Annotated in this window: 14 protein-coding genes; 9 read left to right on the top strand and 5 right to left on the bottom strand. The window is 68.1% G+C overall.

Annotated features, from left to right (window positions below; genetic code table 11):
- Positions 1-333: 333 nt before the first annotated feature.
- The gene (locus SJY11_RS14510; protein ID WP_376987285.1) at positions 334-3,114 is read left to right on the top strand and encodes an Rne/Rng family ribonuclease; all 2,781 of its coding nucleotides are present in this window, start codon (positions 334-336) and stop codon (positions 3,112-3,114) included.
- A gap of 57 nt (positions 3,115-3,171) precedes the next feature.
- On the opposite strand, the gene SJY11_RS14505 is transcribed toward SJY11_RS14510, so the two are convergent.
- Together SJY11_RS14505 and SJY11_RS14500 are read right to left on the bottom strand one after the other, a co-directional pair.
- A complete protein-coding gene (locus tag SJY11_RS14505) occupies positions 3,172-5,439 on the bottom strand; it encodes a mechanosensitive ion channel family protein (RefSeq protein ID WP_376987284.1) in 2,268 nt (755 codons plus the stop codon).
- Between the two features lie 63 nt (positions 5,440-5,502).
- Positions 5,503-6,708: a pyridoxal phosphate-dependent aminotransferase gene (locus SJY11_RS14500; protein ID WP_376987283.1), complete on the bottom strand. Its 1,206-nt coding sequence runs from the start codon at positions 6,706-6,708 to the stop codon at positions 5,503-5,505.
- A 156-nt stretch (positions 6,709-6,864) separates the two neighbouring features.
- On the opposite strand from SJY11_RS14500, the gene SJY11_RS14495 reads away from it, so the two are divergent.
- The 5 genes from SJY11_RS14495 (at position 6,865) to aat (ending at position 10,989) form a co-directional block, all read left to right on the top strand.
- On the top strand, positions 6,865-7,680 hold the full coding sequence (locus tag SJY11_RS14495; RefSeq protein WP_376987282.1) for a DsbA family protein: 816 nt from the start codon (positions 6,865-6,867) through the stop codon (positions 7,678-7,680).
- A gap of 102 nt (positions 7,681-7,782) precedes the next feature.
- Positions 7,783-8,238 carry a type II 3-dehydroquinate dehydratase gene (gene aroQ, locus SJY11_RS14490; protein ID WP_326906983.1) on the top strand — a complete coding sequence of 152 codons (456 nt, stop codon included), beginning with the start codon at positions 7,783-7,785 and terminating at the stop codon, positions 8,236-8,238.
- Positions 8,239-8,308: 70 nt separating this feature from the next.
- Positions 8,309-8,773: an acetyl-CoA carboxylase biotin carboxyl carrier protein gene (accB, locus tag SJY11_RS14485; RefSeq protein WP_376987281.1), complete on the top strand. Its 465-nt coding sequence runs from the start codon at positions 8,309-8,311 to the stop codon at positions 8,771-8,773.
- A gap of 26 nt (positions 8,774-8,799) precedes the next feature.
- A complete protein-coding gene (accC, locus tag SJY11_RS14480; protein ID WP_326906985.1) occupies positions 8,800-10,164 on the top strand; it encodes an acetyl-CoA carboxylase biotin carboxylase subunit in 1,365 nt (454 codons plus the stop codon).
- Between the two features lie 144 nt (positions 10,165-10,308).
- Positions 10,309-10,989, top strand: coding sequence for a leucyl/phenylalanyl-tRNA--protein transferase (gene aat / locus SJY11_RS14475; RefSeq protein WP_376987280.1), 681 nt, complete (start codon positions 10,309-10,311; stop codon positions 10,987-10,989).
- A 7-nt stretch (positions 10,990-10,996) separates the two neighbouring features.
- Here aat and SJY11_RS14470 read toward each other — a convergent pair whose 3' ends face one another.
- From SJY11_RS14470 to SJY11_RS14460, 3 genes are all read right to left on the bottom strand, one after another.
- Positions 10,997-11,644 carry a DUF2155 domain-containing protein gene (locus SJY11_RS14470; protein WP_376987279.1) on the bottom strand — a complete coding sequence of 216 codons (648 nt, stop codon included), beginning with the start codon at positions 11,642-11,644 and terminating at the stop codon, positions 10,997-10,999.
- A gap of 113 nt (positions 11,645-11,757) precedes the next feature.
- Positions 11,758-13,014 carry a glycosyltransferase gene (locus tag SJY11_RS14465; protein WP_376987278.1) on the bottom strand — a complete coding sequence of 419 codons (1,257 nt, stop codon included), beginning with the start codon at positions 13,012-13,014 and terminating at the stop codon, positions 11,758-11,760.
- A 23-nt stretch (positions 13,015-13,037) separates the two neighbouring features.
- Positions 13,038-13,448: an NADH:ubiquinone oxidoreductase subunit NDUFA12 gene (locus tag SJY11_RS14460; protein ID WP_066734359.1), complete on the bottom strand. Its 411-nt coding sequence runs from the start codon at positions 13,446-13,448 to the stop codon at positions 13,038-13,040.
- 775 nt (positions 13,449-14,223) lie between these two features.
- On the opposite strand from SJY11_RS14460, the gene SJY11_RS14455 reads away from it, so the two are divergent.
- The 3 genes from SJY11_RS14455 to SJY11_RS14445 all read left to right on the top strand — a co-directional run bounded on the left by SJY11_RS14455 (position 14,224) and on the right by SJY11_RS14445 (position 19,401).
- Positions 14,224-17,946 (top strand): vitamin B12-dependent ribonucleotide reductase, encoded by a 3,723-nt coding sequence (locus SJY11_RS14455; protein WP_376987277.1) that lies wholly within the window; start codon positions 14,224-14,226, stop codon positions 17,944-17,946.
- A 182-nt stretch (positions 17,947-18,128) separates the two neighbouring features.
- Positions 18,129-18,335, top strand: coding sequence for a hypothetical protein (locus SJY11_RS14450; protein WP_376987276.1), 207 nt, complete (start codon positions 18,129-18,131; stop codon positions 18,333-18,335).
- Positions 18,336-18,450: 115 nt separating this feature from the next.
- Positions 18,451-19,401, top strand: a complete 951-nt coding sequence (locus SJY11_RS14445; protein WP_376987275.1) for a toll/interleukin-1 receptor domain-containing protein — start codon at positions 18,451-18,453, stop codon at positions 19,399-19,401.
- Positions 19,402-19,403: the final 2 nt, after the last annotated feature.

Here is a 19,403-nt window from a genome sequence, read left to right as displayed (position 1 = left end):
TCTCGCGAGCGTGCAAACGCGGTACGCCTCGTCTTTCGAGGCAGGTGGGCCGCAGGTCAGGACAGATGTCGGGGCATACGACGCCGCATAATTCAACGGTGAATCGTCAATACCTGCGGGACTGCGCCGGGGCTTTAGCCCGGCCGGCTTTCCCGAGCCGCTCTTCTGTCTCGATCGAACACTTCCCCGTCCCAGATGCCGGCATTCGCCGGCCTTTGCTCCTGCAACATGCCGGCGCTCGCCGGCTTCAGCGCGGCGCCCCTGCCCGCGGCCGCGGACCTCTGTCCGCAGCCCGGCGGGTATCGCTGGCGGCCGCGCCCATGGAACGTACCTATGGCCAACAAGATGCTCATCGACGCCACCCACCCGGAGGAGACCCGGGTCGTGGTGGTCCGCGGATCGCGGATCGAGGAATTTGATTTCGAGGCTGCCAGCCGCAAACCCCTCCGGGGCAACATCTATCTCGCCAAGGTGACGCGCGTGGAGCCCTCGCTCCAGGCGGCGTTCGTCGAATATGGCGGCAACCGCCATGGCTTCCTCGCCTTCTCCGAGATCCATCCCGACTATTACCAGATCCCGGTCGCGGACCGGCAGGCGCTGCTGGCCGACGAGGCCCGCGCCGACCGGGAGGACGAGCGCGACGAGGAGAAGCGCGAAAAGCGCGGCCGCCGCGACCGCGGCCGCCGCGGCGATCGTGACGGCCGCGCCAAGAAGGCCGCGACCGACGAGACCGTCAGCGCCGAGGCCGTCGAGACCGATGGCAAGGAAGCCGCGATGGTCAGCGAGGGCGCTCCGGCCTTCGGCGAGCAGTTCGCTCCCGCCATCACCGAATCAGCGTCCGAGGATTCGGTCGAGAACGCGGCGCCGCTGACCTTCGAGACCACCGGCGGTGAGGATGCCTCCGCAGCCGAGGCCCGCGCGCCGTCCGAGGACGACGACCAGGGCCAGGATGACAACAGCCAGGACGCGGGCGAGTCGGACGATTCGGGCGACGAGAACGGCCAGGACGACGGCGATCACGAGGAGCCCGAGCAGCTCGGCGGCGGCGACGCCCTCGACGACATGCCGGAGCGCCCGCAGCGCAGCTCGCGCCGCCAGTACAAGATCCAGGAGGTGATCAAGCGCCGCCAGATCATCCTGGTACAGGTCGTCAAGGAAGAGCGCGGCAACAAGGGCGCTGCGCTGACCACCTATCTCTCGCTCGCCGGCCGCTATTCGGTTCTGATGCCGAACACCGGCAAGGGCGGCGGCATCTCGCGCAAGATCACCAATACGGAAGACCGCAAGCGTCTGAAGGAGATCGCCCAGGAGCTCGAGGTTCCCGAGGGGATGGGCCTGATCCTGCGGACCGCGGGCGCCTCGCGCACCAAGGTCGAGATCCGGCGCGACTACGAGTATCTGATGCGGATGTGGGAGAGCGTGCGCGAGCTGACGCTCGCCTCCGTCGCCCCGGCGCTGGTCTATGAGGAGGGCAACCTCGTCAAGCGCTCGATCCGCGACCTCTACAACAAGGACATCGACGAGGTTCACGTCGCCGGCGACGAGGCCTATCGCGAGGCCAAGGACTTCATGCGCATGCTCATGCCGAGCCATGCCAAGAGCGTGAAGGCCTATCGCGAGCAGACGCCGCTCTTCGCCTCCTTCGGCATCGAGAGCCAGCTCGACGCGATGTTCTCCAACACCGTCACGCTGAAGTCCGGCGGCTACATCGTCATCAACCAGACGGAAGCACTGGTCGCCATCGACATCAACTCCGGGCGTTCGACCCGCGAGCACAACATCGAGGACACCGCGCTCAAGACCAATCTCGAAGCGGCGGAGGAAATCTCCCGCCAGCTGCGCCTGCGCGATCTCGCCGGTCTCATCGTGATCGATTTCATCGACATGGAGGAGAACCGCAACAACCGTGCGGTCGAGAAAAAGCTCAAGGAGTGCCTGAAGGACGATCGCGCCCGCATCCAGGTCGGCCGCATCTCGGCCTTCGGCCTGCTCGAGATGTCGCGCCAGCGCATCCGCACCGGCGTGCTCGAAAGCTCCTCCGTGCCTTGCCCGCATTGCGCCGGCGCCGGCATGATGCGCTCGGCCTCCTCGGTGTCGCTGCAGATCCTGCGCGCGCTGGAGGAGACGCTGATCAAGAGCGCCTCGCACAACCTCAATGTCCGGACGCGTCCCGAGGTCGCGCTCTACGTGCTCAACCAGAAGCGCGCGCATCTCGCCGATCTGGAGGCGCGCTTCAACATCGCCGTCACCATCAACACCGATGCGACGCTGCTCGGCACCCGCTACTTCGAGGTCGAGCGCGGCGAGTTCGTCGGCAATGAGGGCCGGATCGTTCCATCCGTGATCAAGGCGGAAGCGGTGCTGTCGGACATCGACGAGGACGCGCTCGACGCGGCGGCTGAAGCCGAGGCGCTCGATGCCGAAAACGACGTCGGCGTGACAGAGGCCGTCGCGACGGCCGGTGGCGAAGATCGTCCCGAGGGCGAGCGTGGCGAAGGCGGACGCAAGCGTCGTCGTCGGCGGCGGCGTCGGCGTGGCGGCGAGCGTGACGCCAATGGCGTGCGTCTCGACGGCGGCAGCGACGAGGCCGATGGCGGCGATGACGAGGGCGACGAGGACGGTGACGAGCCGTCCGCCGAGGGTGAGGCCGAGGATCGCGTGACCGCGGCCGAGCCTGCAGCCGCAGACGCCGAGCCGGTGCCGGCCGAGCCCGTTGCCGAAGAGAAGCCCAAGCGCGCCCGCCGCAGCCGCAAGCCCAAGGGCGAGGCGGAGCAGCCGCTCGAAGCCGCCGCGGAGACGGTTACCGCCGAGGCTCCTGCAGCCGAGGTCGAGGCAGTTCCCGTCGAGGCCGAGAAGCCCAAGCGCAGCCGCTCGCGCAAGAAGGTCGTGCCGATCACCGAAGGTGGCGAGGCTGCCGAGCCGGTTGCGGCGGTTGCCGCGCCCGAGGCTCCCGCGCCGGCTCCGGTGGAGGCCGCTCCTGTTGCGAAACCCGAGCCTGCTCCGGCTCCCGCGCCGCGCGTCATCGAGGAGCCGGTCGCGGTGGTGCTGACGCCGCCCGATCCGGACCGCCCCAAGCGCGGCGGCTGGTGGAACAAGCTGGCCGGCCGAGGCTGACGAAACAAGGGCCGCTGCGGGACACCGCAGCGGCCTTTTTCTTGAGCCGAGTGGCGATCAGCCCGCGGCCGGAGCCAGCGGGCTCGGCGGTGGCACGGCTGCGATCGCGGCAGCACCCGAGGCAGAGCCGCCCTCCCCGCCGCGCACCGTCACCAGATTCGAGGCGAAGGGCACTTTCGCCTCGTTCAGAGCGCGATAGACCCGCTTGAGCGCCTCGCGCTGCAGCGTCGAGGCCTGGGCCGGCTTGGCCGTGAACTTCAGCCGGATCACGACGGCGCTGTCGGTGATGTCGGCGACGCCCTGCATCTTGAGCTGGGCGATGAAGTGGGGCCCGAATTCGGGGTCCTCCAGCAGCGCCAGCCCGACCTTCTTGATCGTCTTGCGGGCCTGCTCGATATCGGCCGAGTGATCGAGCCGGACGTTGAACTTGATCGTCGCCCAGTCGCGGCTGGCATTGGTCAGCTGCTGGATCTGGCCGAAGGGGATGGTGTGGATCTGCCCGCTCTGGTGGCGCAGCTGCATCGAACGCAGCGAGATTCTCTCAACCGTGCCCTTCAAGCGACCGGTGTCGACATATTCGCCGACGCGGAAGGCGTCCTCCAGCATGAAGAAGACGCCGGAGACGATGTCGCGCACGAGGGCCTGCGAGCCGAAGGAGATCGCCAGGCCGAGGATGCCGAAGCCGGCGAGCAGCGGGCCGATGTCGACGCCCATGCGCGACAGCACGATCAGGATGGTGAGGCCGAGCACTGCGCCGAGCACGACCCCACGCAGCACCGGCAGCACGGTCGCAAGACGGGAGGGAACGCTGTCGCCGGCGCCCTCCTCCTCCTCGTCCGCGTGGCCGGAGGCACGGGGTTTCGGCGCGCAGGCGTCGAAGAAGACGCGCAGGAACACGAGCGCCACCCAGCCGGCGAAGGCGAAGACGGCGACGCCCGCCGCCTGCCGCGAGAAGGCGGTGAACTGCGTGGTGCTCATACCGACGAGCAGCCCCGCCCAGAGCCGTGCCAGGACAAAGAAGCCGGCGGCCCAGAGAATGCCGACCGCAGCCGCGCGCAGCGCCGCTCCGGTCGCCAGCGAGAGCGGTGTCGCACCATCGGCCATCGCATGGCGGGCGGCCCGGCAGTCGAGCCAGCTGCCGATGCCCACGGCGAGGATCGGAATGATCACGATCGCCGTCTGGGTCAGCGCCGCGGCTTCAGCCCAGCGGCCGCCGCCCGACATCATGGCCGCGGCGCGTCCCACCCCCCAGAGCGCCACCGCCGTGGCCATGTAGAACCAGGACGCCGAGCGCGCGATCAGGCGTCGCCAGGGCCCGGGGTCCGGCGATCCCTTCAGGATCAGCACGGCCAGGTCCCCGCGCATGTCGTGGAACCACCACAGCTTGAAGGCCACCCCGATCAGGCCGGTCACCATCAGCAGGCCGGCCAGCGGCTGCGGCCCGGAGCCGACCCGGCCCGCCAGCAGCAGCGCGACGATGATGAGGGGCGTCACCACGGAATAGAAGACGAGGAAGCCGAAATGCCGCTCCGCCCGCGGCAGTGGCATGATGCGCCGCTCCGGCACGCCGGGAGACAGAAGGAAGCGGCCGACGGCGAGATGGAGCGCGCCGATGGCTGCGCCGTTCGCCACCGTTGTGAGCGTCGCCGCGGCGATGTCGGGCTCCGGCAGCCAGGCATTGCGCGCCAGCCTCGCGATCACCAGCGCCAGCGCGACCGTCGCCACGTCCTGCAGGAGGCCCCAGGACGATGCGATCAGCCGTGGCGTGAATTCGGGTCCCTGCGGGCGCATCCGGGCCGCGAAGAAGCCGGCGCTGGCCCGGCGGAATAGCCCTGCCGCCGCCAGCGCCAGGGCGAGGATGAGCGCCAGGCGCATCTCGGCCGAGAGGGCGGTCAGGCCGTTGCGCCTCGCTTGCCAGGCCCGCCTCCAGTCATTCGCAAGGTCGCCGATGCGGGGGACGGAGGCCACGCCGTAATCGACGCCCTCGACCAGATGATCGACGAAGGCCTCGACCTGCGCGGTCGAGGACAGGGCCGCCGTGTCCGTCTGCGTCTCGCCCTTGGATGGCGGCTGCGGCTTGGATGGCGCCGCGGCAGGATTCGCCGCGCCTGGAGCGCCACCGATCCTGATCTCGACCTGGCGCCCTTCGCGCGACAGGGCCTCGACCATGCGGTTGACGGTTTCGGGCGCCTCTTCGCCCGTCAGCGTCAGAACCACGGGCGGTTGCGCCGGCGATTGCGCCCCGCTTGGCGGCGCCGCTGCCAGGACGAGGCCCCAAGCCCCGACCGCCGCGATCAGTCCGCGACCGAAAAATCCCGAGACCATGCCGTCACACTCCCCAGCGTCAGCGCGATTTGGCGCTGTGTTGGAGGCCTTGGCAAGCGCTGGCTAGTTGCGCCGCTGCAGCCAGGCGCCCATCCGAGCCACCGCCTCCTCGCACTCTCGCAGCGAACCGGCAAAGGAAAGCCGGACCGTACGGGCGCCGCGGCCTTCGTCGAAATCCAGTCCGGGCGTGATCGCGACGCCGGCACCATTCAGAACATCGCGGCAGAAACTCATGGAATCGTTGGAATATCGGCCGATGTCGCAATAGATGTAGAAGGCGCCGTCGACCGGCAGGAAATCGCCGAGCCCGATCTGCGGCAGCGCCTCCAGCAGATAGGCGCGGTTTTCCGCATAGCCGGCCTTGATCGCCTCGCATTCGGCGGTCGCCTCGAAAGCCGCCTCGCCCGCGACCTGGCTGAGATAGGGAACCGAGATCGAGAGATTCTGCTGCAGCCGCTCGATGGTGCGCACCAGACGCTGCGGCACGACCAGCCAGCCGACACGCCAGCCGGTCATGCAGTAGAACTTCGAGAAGGAGTTGACGATGATCGCATCAGGGTCGGCCGACAGCGCCGTCGTCGCCGGCTGGTCATAGGTCAGCCCGTGATAGATCTCGTCCGAAATGTACCAGAGGCCGAGCCGGCGGCATTCGGCCGCGACGGCGGCGATGGCGTCGGGCGCCATCACCACGCCTGTCGGATTGGCGGGGCTCATCGTCAGCACGCCGGCGAGCGGCTTCTCCGAATGGGCGCGGGCGATCAATTCCGGCGTCAGGGCGAAGCGGGTCTCGGGGCCGACCTCGATCGCCACGGGCTCGAGCCCGAGCGCGATCAGGATGTTGCGATAGGCCGGATAGCCCGGCGCCGTGATGGCAACGCGCGCGCCCGGCTGGAAGCAGGCGAGGAAGGCGAGGATGAAGCCGCCCGACGAGCCAGTCGTGACCACGACGCGCTCGGCCGCCACATCGACGCCATAGGCTTCGCCGTAATGTCGGGCGATGCGAGCCCTCAGGGAATCCGTGCCCAGCGCCTGAGTGTATCCGATGCGGCCATGCTCGAGCGCGCGCGCCGCGGCGGCGCGGATCGAGGCCGGCGTCGGCGCCGAGGGCTGGCCGACCTCCATGTGGACGACCGAGCCGCCGCCGCGCTCGATCGCGGCGGCCTGGTTCATCACGTCCATGACGATGAAAGGCTGGACGCGCGCGGCGCGGGCCGCCGGCTGCAGCCTCTCCTGCGGGCCGGGGGCGGATGGCGTGGCGCTGTCTGGCATCGTCTCGTCCCGGGCGGGTTGGCGTGCGGGCGGACGTAGCCGAGCCGTCTGCGCCCCGCAACCGGTGGCAAAGCTGTGAATTGACGCCCGCACCGGGAGCGTCGAGAAGCGACCCAGCATCAGAACCGGTCACGCGCCGGAACCGAGAAGGAACACATGATGGCCCTTTCCACCCTGCCCCGGCGGATCGCCCGCCTGCTGCCGGCGCTCGCGCTCGGCCTGGGCCTCGCCGCTGTCGCTGTGCCGGTCCTGGCGCAGGGCACGACCCCGGCGCAGGGTCTCACGGCCGAGCAGCGCAAGGCGGTCGTCGGGCTGATTCGCGAAACGCTGCTGCAGAACCCCGAGCTGATCCAGGAGGCGCTGATCGAACTCGAGCGGCGCAACGCCATGGCGCAGGCCGATGCGCAGCGCGGCGCAGTGACCGCGGAGAAGGCCCGCCTGACCGATCCGGCGACGTCGGCGATCGTCGGCAACCCGCAGGGCGACGTCACCATCATCGAGTTCATGGATTACAATTGCGGCTTCTGCAAAAGGGCGGTCGAGGATGTCCGGGCGCTGGTGAAGGAGGATCCCAAGCTCAGGGTGGTGATCAAGGACTTCCCGATCCTCGGGCCCGATTCGGTCGAGGCGAGCCGCGTCGCCGTGGCGGCGCTGACCCAGCTCCAGGGGCAGAAGTACTTCGATTTCCACAACAAGCTGATGGCCACGAAAGGCCGCATCAACGCCGCCAAGGCGCTCGAGGTCGCCAAGGAGGCAGGCGCCGACATCGAGCGGCTCAAGAAGGAGATGGAGTCGGCCCAGACCAAGGGCGTGATCGAGGATACGATCGCGCTGGGCGACCGGCTCGGCCTCACCGGCACGCCGGCCTTCATCCTCGGCGACGAGGTCGTCTTCGGGGCGGTCGGTGCCCCGGCCCTCAAGCAGAAGATCGAGGCTGTCCGCAAATGCGGCAAGACGAGTTGCAGCGGCTGACGGCCCTGTGCGCCTGACGCTCCGGCAGGCTTCCCCTGCCGGCCCGCAGCGTCTATGAGGGCGGCGTCCGCCGCCTTGGGCGGCGCCGGAAACAACCGCGCCATGGTCGCCGTCCACGTCCTCAACGGTCCCAATCTCAACCTGCTCGGCACCCGCGAACCCGCCACCTATGGCGCGGTGACGCTGGCGGGCGTCGAGGAGCGGCTGAAGGCCAGAGCGCAGGCCGCCGGCGTCGAGCTCGTGTTCAAGCAGACCAATTACGAGGGCGAGCTCGTCACCTTCATCCAGCAGGCCGGCTTGGCCGGCGCGGGCGTCGTCATCAATGCCGGCGCCTACACGCACACCTCGGTCGCGCTCCGCGATGCGATCAAGGGCACCGATGCGCTGGCGATCGAAGTCCATGTCTCGAACGTCCACGCCCGCGAAGAGTTTCGGCACCATTCCTACATGGCCCCGGTCTGCGTCGGCGTGATCTGCGGCTTCGGCGTGGCCAGCTACGACCTTGCTTTCGACGCGATCGTGCCGCTTCTGCAGAAGCGGGCGGCGAAGCCGGCCTGACCGGCTTTTTTCATGAAACGCGGGCGCCTTTCTCGCGCCCCCCAAAGACCACGAAGACGGTGAACCCGCCATGGCGACCAAGAGCCCGATCGACCCCGAACTGGTCCGCGAACTCGCGCAGCTCCTGAACGAGACCGATCTCACCGAGATCGAGGTCGAAAAGGGCGATCTGCGCGTGCGCGTCGCCCGCACCATCACGGCCACCGTCCAGGTGCCAGCGGCCGCCGCTCCGATGCTCGCCGCGGCGCCGGCCACCCCCGCTCCGGCCGTGCCCACCGATGCGAAGGCCGCCGCCGCGCATCCCGGCACCGTTCCCTCCCCGATGGTCGGCACCGCCTATCGCCGGCCTTCGCCGGACGCCAAGCCCTTCGTCGAGATCGGCTCCGTCGTGAAGGCGGGCGAGCGCGTTCTGCTCGTCGAGGCGATGAAGACCTTCAACGACATCGTCGCGCCCCGCGCCGGGACGGTCGTCGCGATCATGGTCGAGGATGGGCAGCCCGTCGAATATGGCGAGCCGCTTCTGGTGATCGAGTGAGCGGCCCGGCGAACGGCGAGCGCAAGATGTTCGACAAGATCCTGATCGCCAACCGCGGGGAGATCGCGCTGCGCGTGCTGCGCGCGGCCAAGGAACTCGGCATTGCCACGGTCGCGGTCCATTCCACGGCCGACGCCAACGCCATGCATGTGCGCCTCGCCGACGAGAGCGTCTGCATCGGCCCGCCGAGCGCCCGGGAGAGCTATCTCAACATTCCCGCCCTGATCGCGGCCTGCGAGATCACCGGCGCCGACGCCGTGCATCCCGGCTATGGCTTTCTCTCCGAGAATGCGCGCTTCGCCGAAATCCTCGAGCGGCACGACATCACCTTCATCGGCCCCAAGGCCGAGCATATCCGCTCGATGGGCGACAAGATCGAGGCCAAGCGCACCGCCAAGGCGCTCGGCATTCCCTGCGTTCCGGGCTCGGAAGGCGGCGTCACCGATGACGGCGAGGCGCTGAAGATAGCGGCCGAGATCGGCTTCCCGATCATCATCAAGGCGGCGTCGGGCGGCGGCGGCAAGGGCATGAAGGTCGTGCGCAGCGAGGACGAGATGTCCGTCGCGCTCTCGACCGCGCGCACCGAGGCCAAGGCCAATTTCGGCGACGACGCGGTCTATATCGAGAAATATCTCGAAAAGCCGCGCCATATCGAAATCCAGGTGCTGGGCGACGGCAAGGGCCATGCGATCCATCTCGGCGAGCGCGACTGCTCGCTGCAGCGCCGCCACCAGAAGGTCTGGGAGGAAGGCCCCTCGCCTGCCCTCAACGCCGGCGAGCGCGACCGGATCGGCGCGATCTGCGCGGCCGCGATGTCCAAGCTGCAGTACCGCGGCGCCGGGACGATCGAGTTTCTCTACGAGGAGGGCGAGTTCTATTTCATCGAGATGAACACGCGCATCCAGGTCGAGCATCCGGTCACCGAGATGATCACCGGGATCGACCTCGTCAACGAGCAGATCCGGATCGCCGCCGGCATGCCGCTCTCGATCGAGCAGAAGGACGTGGTCATCGAGGGCCATGCCATCGAATGTCGCGTCAATGCCGAACATCATGCGACGTTCCGGCCGTCGCCCGGCAAGATCGTCTCCTTCCACACGCCGGGCGGTCTCGGCGTGCGCGTCGATTCGGCGGCCTATCAGGGCTATGTCATCCCGCCGCATTACGACTCGCTGGTGGGCAAGCTGATCGTCCATGGCCGCAACCGCGCCGAATGCCTGATGCGGCTACGCCGTTCGCTCGACGAGTTCGTCGTCGACGGCGTCGACACGACGCTGCCGCTGTTTCGCACGCTGGTGCGCAACCCGGACATCCTGAACGGCGACTACAACATCCACTGGCTCGAGAAGTTTCTCGCCGCCGGCGGGATGGATGAGACCGGCGGCGCCTGAAGCCATCCGTCATGGTCGGGCTTGACCCGACCATCTCTCCTGCAGGATTGCGCTTTCGTGTCCCGAGATGGTCGGCTCATGCCCGACCATGACGCGCCATCAACTTCGTTTGACTCCCGCGCCGGCCCGCGCTCCCCTACCCTGATGAAGGCCCGCTCCATTCCCGTACGCACGCCCGAGATCACGCCGGAGATCATGCTGCGTGCCTATGCTGCCGGCATTTTCCCGATGGCGGAGACGGCCGACGACCCGAACCTGTTCTGGGTCGAGCCGGAACTGCGCGGCGTCATCCCGCTCGAGGGCTTCCATCTCTCGTCACGACTGGCGCGAACCGTCCGCTCTGAGCGCTTCGAAATCCGGGTCGACAGCGATTTCGACGCGGTGATCGCGGCCTGTGCCGAGCCGAGGGCCGACCGCCCCGACACCTGGATCAACCGCCGCATCCGGGACATCTTCGGTGCGCTGTTCCGCATCGGCCATGTCCATACCGTCGAGTGTTGGCGCGAGGGTCGGCTGGTCGGCGGGCTCTACGGCCTGGCGCTGGGCGGGGCCTTCTTCGGCGAGAGCATGTTCCACCGGGAGACCGACGCGTCGAAGGTCGCGCTGGTGCATCTCGTGGCGCGGCTGCGTCTGGGCGGCTACCGCCTGCTCGACGCGCAGTTTCAGACCGCCCATCTGGCGCAGTTCGGCACGCAGGAAGTGCCGCGCGCGGCCTATCGGCTGCTGCTCGAGCGGGCGCTTGCGGCGCCGGGCAATGCAGCGATCTGGTCGCCAGGCCAGCACGTTTCGGGCGCGCAGGCCGTGGCTGACCTCTCGGTCGGCTGAGGCGGGATCAGTTGCCGCCGGCCGGATCGCGGCCGGGATTCGTCGGGAAGAAGCGCTGTGTCGGCGCCTGGCGGGGCGCGACCGGAACGCCCCGCGGCGGGGTCACGTCGACGCGCTGGCCGGGTGGCGTTAGGATGTCGCCCCGTCCGCCGGGAGGCGGAAGGCCGGGCTGTTGGTTCACGTCGCGGGCGGGGGTGCGCGGCCGGCGCGGCTCTTCGGGCAGCGGAGCCTCGGGCTCCTTGGGATCGACCACGAGTTCGGTGCCACCTTTGCAGTCGGTCAGCCAGACGTCGTAGATCGCGTGCTCGACGCCGTGCAGGCCTGGGCTGGCGGCATACATCCAACCCGTGAAGATGCGCCGGTACTCGTTGTTGAAGGTGACCTCGTCAACCTCGGTGAAGCTCGTCGTCTGCGGAGCTTCGGTCGGCGGGCGCGTCCAGCAGACCCGCGGGGTCAGTTGCAGCGCGCCGAACTGCACGGTCTCGTCGACGGCGACCTCGAAGGAAATGATCCGGCCGGTGATCTTGTCGAGCCCGGCGAAGACGGCCGTCGGGTTGCGGATGCGGTCGGCCGCGGCCGGGCCGGTCAGCGCGAGCGACAGAAGCGCGGTCGAAACCAGGCCGGCCAGGGCCGGAAAGCGGGAGGACGACGGCATGGCTGTGTGGCGAATCTCTGCGGCGGCGCGGACGAGCGGCGTCGGCGCGCAGTAACACGCCAAACGCAGCGGAAAAAGGGCGTTGCGGCGCAGGCCCTCGGCCGCCCGGCGTTTCAGGCCCGGCACGCGTGCCACTGGGCCGTGCGGGCCGTGATGAACGCGATCGCATCGGCGACGCCGCGGTCCCCGCGGATGGCTTCGCCGAGTCGAGCAGCCCGGCGGCGGGTGTCCGCGTCGGCGGTGGCGGCGAAGGCCGAGGCGAGCGCGGCGACCGACAGGTCCCGTCGGTCGAGGCTGGGCGGACCGACGCCCAGGGCCACGACCCTGCGCGCCCAGAACGGCTGGTCGCCAAAGAACGGGCAGATGATCGTCGGGATTCCGGCCCGCAACGAGGCGGCCGTCGTGCCGGCGCCGCCATGGTGCAGGCTCGCTGCGACATGGGGAAAGAGCCGGTCGTGCGGGGTGTCGTCGATGACGTGCACATGGGGCGCAGCCTCGCCTGCCTTGAGCGCGCCTCCTCCCGTCGCGAGAAGCCCGCGGCGGCCGATCTTGGCCAGGGCCTCGACGACCATGGCCGTCAGCCGCTCCGGATCGAGCCCCGGCATGCTGCCGAACCCGACATGGATCGGCGGTTCGCCGGCGGCGAGAAAGCGCTCCAGCGCCAAGGGCGGCTGCCAATCGCCGCCGTCCAGGAACCAGTTTCCGCAGACGAGGACATCGTCGCCCCAATCCCGGGGAACCGGCAGGAGATGGCGGCTGTACGCGTAGAGCGTGCCCGCGGAGGGCCTGCGGCCAGCGGGTGATGACGGCAGCGCAAGGGTCTCGCGGCGCCAGGCGCGGATCGTCCTGCCGAAAAGCATGGCGCCGGCCCGGATCGCCAGTTGATGACTGAGGTGATTGAGCGGACCCAGCGAGCGCACTGGCAGGAGGGGGCTGGGAAAGGCAGTGGTCGGCGTGAAACCGGGGAGAGGCGAAGCGAGGATCGCGGGAATGGACAGCCTCTCCGCCAGATGGGGGCTGGCGAGCGATTTGGGATGATGCAGGATCAGGTCCGGCGCGAAGGCGCGCACGACATCCCATTCCCGGTCGAGCAGATGCCGCATCAGCGGCCGGATCCGGTGCAGCAGCTTCAGGCCCGCGCTGAAACCGCGCCCGCCGGCGATCGCGGCCTTGCCCTCGGGCGTGTCCATCAGCGCCAGCATGTCTCCCGGCAGCGGGGCGAAGGTGACCCCATGCGATCGCACGAAACCGGCGAACGCCTCGGGCGCGGCCAGCTGGACATCATGGCCGGCGGAGAGAAGCCCGCGCGCCAGCGCCACATAGGGTTGAACGTCGCCGCGCGAGCCCTGGGTCTGGATGGCGACCCGCATCGCCGGCGCTCATACGCGCCGGGTCAGCGCCCCGGCGTCCAGGGCTCGTAGTCGCCGGTCGCGGCGGGGCGCTCGCCCTCCGACAGGATCGAGCCCTTGGGACGATAGGCCAGCGCCGTGCCGGTCCAGTTCTGCTGATGCGGCTGCTGCCAGTCGCGCGGCTCGTAGCGCTCCTCCGAGGGGGCGACGTCGACCGTGTGCTGCAGCCAGCCCTTCCAGCCCGGAGGCACCTTCGACGCCTCGGCCTCGCCGCTGTAGATCACCCATCGACGCTGATAGCCGAGCGCCTTGTCCTTCACCCCGCCCTTGGTGCGGTAATAGACGTTGCCGAATTCGTCCTCGCCGACCCGTTCGCCAAAGCGCCAGGTATGGAAGCGCGTGCCGATGGTCTGGCCGTTCCACCAGGTGAAGATCTGCAGCAGCCAGTCTTTCATCGTGCTCGTCCCGCGAAAGGGGGCAGCGGCCGCGCGCGGCGCGAACCGTCATTGCGGCGACTTATGGCGTCGGTGCGAGGCCCTGTCCAGTGTCCACAGGTTTCGGGCACGGGCACGGTCGGCCCCGGACGGCTCGGTCGATTCGCTTCGGCGGCCGGATCGCGGGCCGTCGCGCTGTCGCGCCGATTCGCGGCGCGGGGGTCGCCAAAAGCCCTTTGGGCGCTGGCGGTTTGGCCCGGATGCGAAGGCCGGCCTCGAAGGCGCCCGGCGGGTCATGGCAGGAAAGCAACAGCTAACCATGTTCTCGCGCATTTGAGCGGTCTGGAGGTGGCCGGCGGTCGCCGCAACGCCGCCGGGCGCTTGCGATTCTGCGTGGAATTTCCGAGGCTTGTCGGACGCTCTGAAACTTATCCCCTGAGTTCACAGATAGGCACTAGATGTCGTGCCTGACGGGGAAGCGGCGCACTAATCCTTGACGGAGCGGTCCATCCGGGACTAGGTTTTGACAGTCGCGTGACGGCCGGCGGAGACGCCTTTCGACACCCGCGCCATGAGTTTCCAGAGGGGTCGAGGCGGTTTTCGCGGCACACCGGCAAGGTGGCGCCGGGACGGCGTGCGCGGCCTGTCTGGCCGCAACCGGACGAAGCAGGGCGGGACAGAACGCCTGCACGTCCACGGGGCATCAAAACCGAGTTGGGCTGACATCAGGAGCCGGTGATCAACCGGCCGCGCGAGGCGTGACCCGCCCGCGGCAAGCATCAGGGAATGACGGATCATGCGCATCGAGCGCCGCTACACCTCCGCCGGACAGTCGCCTTACGCCGCCATTCCCTTCCGATCCGCCGTCAGCGAGATCCGCAATCCCGACGGCTCGATCGTGTTCCGGCTGGAAGGCATCGAGGTGCCCGAATCCTGGTCGCAGGTCGCCAGCGACGTGCTCGCGCAGAAGTATTTCCGCAAGGCCGGCGTGCCGGCGCGGCTGAAGAAGGTCGAGGAGAACGATGTCCCCTCCTTCCTGTGGCGCTCGGTCGCCGACGAGGCGGCGCTGGCCGCCCTGCCCGAGGGCGAGCGCTCCGGCTCGGAGATTTCGTCGAAGCAGGTGTTCGACCGCCTCGCCGGCTGCTGGACCTATTGGGGCTGGAAGGGCGGCTATTTCACCTCGGAGGAGGATGCCGCCGCCTTCCATGACGAGCTGCGCTTCATGCTCGCGACCCAGCGCGTCGCGCCGAACTCGCCGCAATGGTTCAACACCGGCCTGCACTGGGCCTATGGCATCGACGGGCCGAGCCAGGGCCACTTCTATGTCGACTACAAGACCGGCAAGCTGACCAAGTCGAAGTCGAGCTACGAGCATCCCCAGCCCCATGCCTGCTTCATCCAGGGCGTGCAGGACGACCTCGTCAACGAGGGCGGCATCATGGACCTCTGGGTCCGCGAGGCGCGCCTGTTCAAATACGGCTCGGGCACCGGCTCGAACTTCTCGATGCTGCGCGGCGAAGGCGAGAAGCTCGCCGGCGGCGGCCGCTCGTCGGGCCTGATGTCCTTCCTCAAGATCGGCGACCGCGCGGCGGGCGCGATCAAGTCGGGCGGCACGACGCGCCGCGCCGCCAAGATGGTCGTGGTCGATGTCGACCACCCGGACATCGAGACCTATATCGACTGGAAGGTGAAGGAGGAGCAGAAGGTCGCCGCCCTCGTCACCGGTTCCAAGACCGTCCAGAAGCACATGAAGGCCGTGCTCAAGGCCTGCGTGAACTGCGAGGGCGAAGGCGATTCCTGCTTCGACCCCGAGAAGAACCCCGCCCTGAAGCGCGAGATCAAGCTCGCCCGCAAGGCGATGGTGCCGGACAACTACATCAAGCGCGTCGTCCAGTTCGCCAGGCAGGGCTACAAGGACATCCAGTTCGACATTTATGACACGGACTGGGATTCGGAGGCCTATCTCACCGTCTCGGGCCAGAACTCGAACAACTCGGTCTCGCTGACCGACGACTTCCTGCGCGCGGTCGAGAACGACGGCGACTGGAACCTGACGGGGCGCACCACCGGCAAGGTGACGAAGACGCTGAAGGCCCGCGACCTCTGGGAGAAGATCGGCTACGCCGCCTGGGCCAGCGCCGATCCCGGCCTGCACTTCAACACGACGATGAACGACTGGCACACCTGCAAGGCATCGGGCCGCATCCGCGCGTCCAATCCCTGCTCGGAGTACATGTTCCTCGACGACACCGCCTGCAACCTCGCCTCCGCCAACCTGCTGCAGTTCTACGGCCGGCAGAGCAAGGAGTTCGACGTCGCGGCCTATGAGCATCTCTGCCGGCTCTGGACCGTGGTGCTCGAGATCTCGGTGACGATGGCGCAGTTCCCGTCGAAGGAGATCGCGGAGCTCTCCTACGAGTACCGCACGCTCGGCCTCGGCTACGCCAATATCGGTGGCCTGCTGATGACCATGGGCCTCGGCTACGACAGCGACGAGGGCCGTGCGCTGGCCGGCGCGCTGACCGCTATCATGACCGGCGTCTCCTATGCGACCTCGGCCGAGATGGCGCGCGAGCTCGGCCCCTTCCCGGGCTACAAGAAGAACGCGAGCCACATGCTGCGCGTCATCCGCAACCACCGCACCGCCGCGCATGGCATGGCCACCGGCTATGAGGGGCTGGAGGTCACGCCGGTCCCGCTCGACCACGGCACGCTGGCCTGTCTCGGCGGCTCCTCGATGCTGATGTCGGAGCGCGCCCGCATCGCCTGGGACAACGCCCTGGCGCTCGGCGAGCAGCATGGCTACCGCAACGCCCAGGCGACCGTGATCGCGCCGACCGGCACGATCGGCCTCGTGATGGATTGCGACACCACCGGCATCGAGCCCGATTTCGCCTTGGTGAAGTTCAAGAAGCTGGCCGGCGGCGGCTATTTCAAGATCATCAACGCGGCGGCGCCCGATGCGCTGCGGGCGCTGGGCTATCGCGAGAGCGAGATCGCCGAGATCGAGGCCTATGCGGTCGGCCATGGCTCGCTGGCGCAGGCGCCGGGCGTGAACCACGGCTCGCTGCGGGCCAAGGGCTTCAGCCAGGACAAGATCGACGCGATCGAGAAGGACCTGAAGGCCGCCTTCGACATCAAGTTCGTCTTCAACAAATGGACGCTGGGCGAGGATTTCCTGACCCAGACGCTCAAGGTCCCGGCCGAGAAGCTCAACGACATGAGCTTCGAGCTGCTGCCCTTCCTCGGCTTCTCCAAGGCCGAGATCGAGGCCGCCAACGTCCATGTCTGCGGGGCGATGACGCTGGAGGGCGCGCCGCATCTCAAGCTCGAGCACTACCCGGTCTTCGACTGCGCCAATCCCTGCGGCCGCGTCGGCAAGCGCTATCTCTCGGTCGAGAGCCATATCCGCATGATGGCGGCCGCCCAGCCCTTCATCTCGGGCGCCATCTCCAAGACCATCAACATGCCCAACGACGCCACCGTCGAGGACTGCAAGAACGCCTATATGCTGTCCTGGAAGCTGGCGCTGAAGGCCAACGCCCTCTACCGCGACGGCTCCAAGCTGTCGCAGCCGCTCAACTCGGCGCTGATCAGCGACGAGGAGGACGAGGACGACGCGGTCGAGGCGCATTACCAGCAGCCGATGACGGCGCGTGCCACCCAGGTCGCGGAGAAGATCGTCGAGCGCATCGTCGAGAAGGTGGTGCGCGAGCGCGAGAAGATGCCCGCCCGCCGCACCGGCTACATCCAGAAGGCGGTCGTCGGCGGCCACAAGGTCTATGTCCACACCGGCGAATATGCCGATGGGCGCCTCGGCGAGATCTTCATCGACATGCACAAGGAGGGCGCCGCCTTCCGCGCGATGATGAACAACTTCGCCATCGCGGTCTCGCTCGGCCTGCAATACGGCGTGCCGCTGGAGGAGTATGTCGAGGCCTTCACCTTCACCCGCTTCGAGCCGTCGGGCTTCGTGCAGGGCAACCAGTCGATCAAGAACGCGACCTCGATCCTCGACTATGTCTTCCGGGAACTCGCCATTTCCTATCTCGGCCGGCACGACCTCGCCCATATCGACCCCAGCGAGATCGGCCATGACGTGATCGGCGGCGGCGTCGGCCAGGACAAGGCGCCCGAGACGGTGGCGCCGATCACCTCGAGCCCGCTCGCCTCGACCGGCTTCCGCCGCGGCAAGCCGATGAACTTCCACGCCATCCAGGGCGGCGCCGGCCTCGCGACCGGCACCGAGACGACGGCCCGCGGCGGCGCCACCGTCACCGCCTTCACCACCGTCGGCGCCACCGCGCTGAAGGAGGAGGAGAGCTTCGGCGAGGCCGAGATGGCCAAGCTCGGCTTCTCGGCCCCCGCCGCCCAGCCGAGCGCCTCAGAGCGCCGCGCCGAGGCGATCATGAAGGGCTATGTCGGGGATTCCTGCGGCGAATGCGGCAACTTCACGCTGGTGCGGAACGGCACCTGCCTGAAGTGCAACACCTGCGGCAGCACGACGGGGTGTTCGTGAGCAGTTGACAAGATAAGGCTTGTTGAAATGAGAGGCGAAGTTCCCCGTTTTTGAGCTTCGACTTCCGCAAAATCCCCGTCTCGGCAAGGCGTCAGCCAAGCCGAGACGGGTCCCAGAAGACAGATCGAACGCAGGCACAGGACACCCATCGGTCCAGAACGGACCCGCATCAGGAGGCCAGGATGGCTAGGAATACCGGAGACGGATTTCGGCGTGGAGCGGTCAGCGGCAGGACGCAGTTCCAGCGGCCCGATGGCAACTGGCAGAAGCGCGACGAGCACACTGGCCACCTCATGGCCGTGAAGCAGTCGGACGGTCCCTACAAGGGCGTCGCCAAGGAGCCCGATGGGCGCGACACCCGCAGGTCGCCTGAGGACTGGGACAAATAGGCGGCGTCGACTGCGCCCCTCAATCGACCGTTTCCGAATCGGGGCGGCCCCTTATCGGGTCGCCCTTCTCCATATTGGGCGGGCACCACCCTCCCCTGCGTATGACGAGGGTTGCATGGCGTCCGTGTTCTTCTCCTACTCGCATAAAGACGAAGAGCTCCGAGACCGGCTTGAGGTCGCGCTCGCCACTTTGAAGCGTCAGGGCCTCATCGACACCTGGCACGACCGCATGCTGCGCGCCGGCGACGAGTTCGATCCCGGCATCCGGGAAGAGCTTGAGCGGGCCGACATCATCCTGCTGCTGGTATCGCCCGACTTCATCGCGTCGAACTATTGCTACGACATCGAGATGGCGCGTGCGCTGGAACGCCACGGTGCCGGCGAGGCGCGTGTCATCCCGGTGATCCTGCGAGCCTGCGACTGGCATCCGACGCCGTTCGGCAAGCTGATCGCGGCGCCTCGCGACGGCAAGCCGATCCGTTCCTGGCCGGATTTGGACGAGGCATTCCTCGACGTCGCCAAGAAGATCCGGGAGGCACTGCCGAAAGCTGCAGGCGCTGCTGTTCGGGCCGCTCCCATGGTGGAGTCGCATTTCATTCCGCTAGCCAGCCCCGGACCTCGGTCCAGCAACCTGCGGATCAGCAAGACCTTCACGGACGCCGACCAGGATCGCTTCCTGGACGAGGCCTTCGGCTTCATGGCCAAGTTCTTCGAGGGATCCCTGTCCGAGCTCAAGGCGCGCAACTCGGAGATCGACACCGCTTTCAAGCGCATCGACGCCAACCGCTTCACAGCCGTGATCTATCGGAACGGCAAGGCCGTCTCGCGCTGCAAGATCGTGCTCGGTGGGATGCTCGGGCGGGGCATCTCGTACTCGTCGAACGACCAGGCTGACGACAACAGCTGCAACGACAGCCTCGCGGTCGAAACCGACGCCCAGGGCATGTTCTTGAAGCCAATCATGGGCATGTCGCGATTTGGCGGCAGCGAGAAGCAGCACCTCACTTTCGAGGGCGCCGCTGAGTATTATTGGGATGCCCTGATCGGGCATCTCCAGCGAGAGTAAAC

The organism is Allobosea sp. R86505, from assembly GCF_042466375.1.
GTDB lineage: Bacteria > Pseudomonadota > Alphaproteobacteria > Rhizobiales > Beijerinckiaceae > Allobosea.
The sequence above is the reverse complement of the archived record's forward strand: the minus strand, read 5'-3'. Positions and strand labels throughout refer to the sequence as shown.

Coding starts and splice junctions, on each gene's coding strand:
- SJY11_RS14510 (WP_376987285.1), top strand. CDS start 334: ATGGCCAACAAGATGCTCATCGACGCCACCCACCCGGAGGAGACCCGG.
- SJY11_RS14505 (WP_376987284.1), bottom strand. CDS start 5,439: ATGGTCTCGGGATTTTTCGGTCGCGGACTGATCGCGGCGGTCGGGGCT.
- SJY11_RS14500 (WP_376987283.1), bottom strand. CDS start 6,708: ATGCCAGACAGCGCCACGCCATCCGCCCCCGGCCCGCAGGAGAGGCTG.
- SJY11_RS14495 (WP_376987282.1), top strand. CDS start 6,865: ATGATGGCCCTTTCCACCCTGCCCCGGCGGATCGCCCGCCTGCTGCCG.
- aroQ (WP_326906983.1), top strand. CDS start 7,783: ATGGTCGCCGTCCACGTCCTCAACGGTCCCAATCTCAACCTGCTCGGC.
- accB (WP_376987281.1), top strand. CDS start 8,309: ATGGCGACCAAGAGCCCGATCGACCCCGAACTGGTCCGCGAACTCGCG.
- accC (WP_326906985.1), top strand. CDS start 8,800: ATGTTCGACAAGATCCTGATCGCCAACCGCGGGGAGATCGCGCTGCGC.
- aat (WP_376987280.1), top strand. CDS start 10,309: ATGAAGGCCCGCTCCATTCCCGTACGCACGCCCGAGATCACGCCGGAG.
- SJY11_RS14470 (WP_376987279.1), bottom strand. CDS start 11,644: ATGCCGTCGTCCTCCCGCTTTCCGGCCCTGGCCGGCCTGGTTTCGACC.
- SJY11_RS14465 (WP_376987278.1), bottom strand. CDS start 13,014: ATGCGGGTCGCCATCCAGACCCAGGGCTCGCGCGGCGACGTTCAACCC.
- SJY11_RS14460 (WP_066734359.1), bottom strand. CDS start 13,448: ATGAAAGACTGGCTGCTGCAGATCTTCACCTGGTGGAACGGCCAGACC.
- SJY11_RS14455 (WP_376987277.1), top strand. CDS start 14,224: ATGCGCATCGAGCGCCGCTACACCTCCGCCGGACAGTCGCCTTACGCC.
- SJY11_RS14450 (WP_376987276.1), top strand. CDS start 18,129: ATGGCTAGGAATACCGGAGACGGATTTCGGCGTGGAGCGGTCAGCGGC.
- SJY11_RS14445 (WP_376987275.1), top strand. CDS start 18,451: ATGGCGTCCGTGTTCTTCTCCTACTCGCATAAAGACGAAGAGCTCCGA.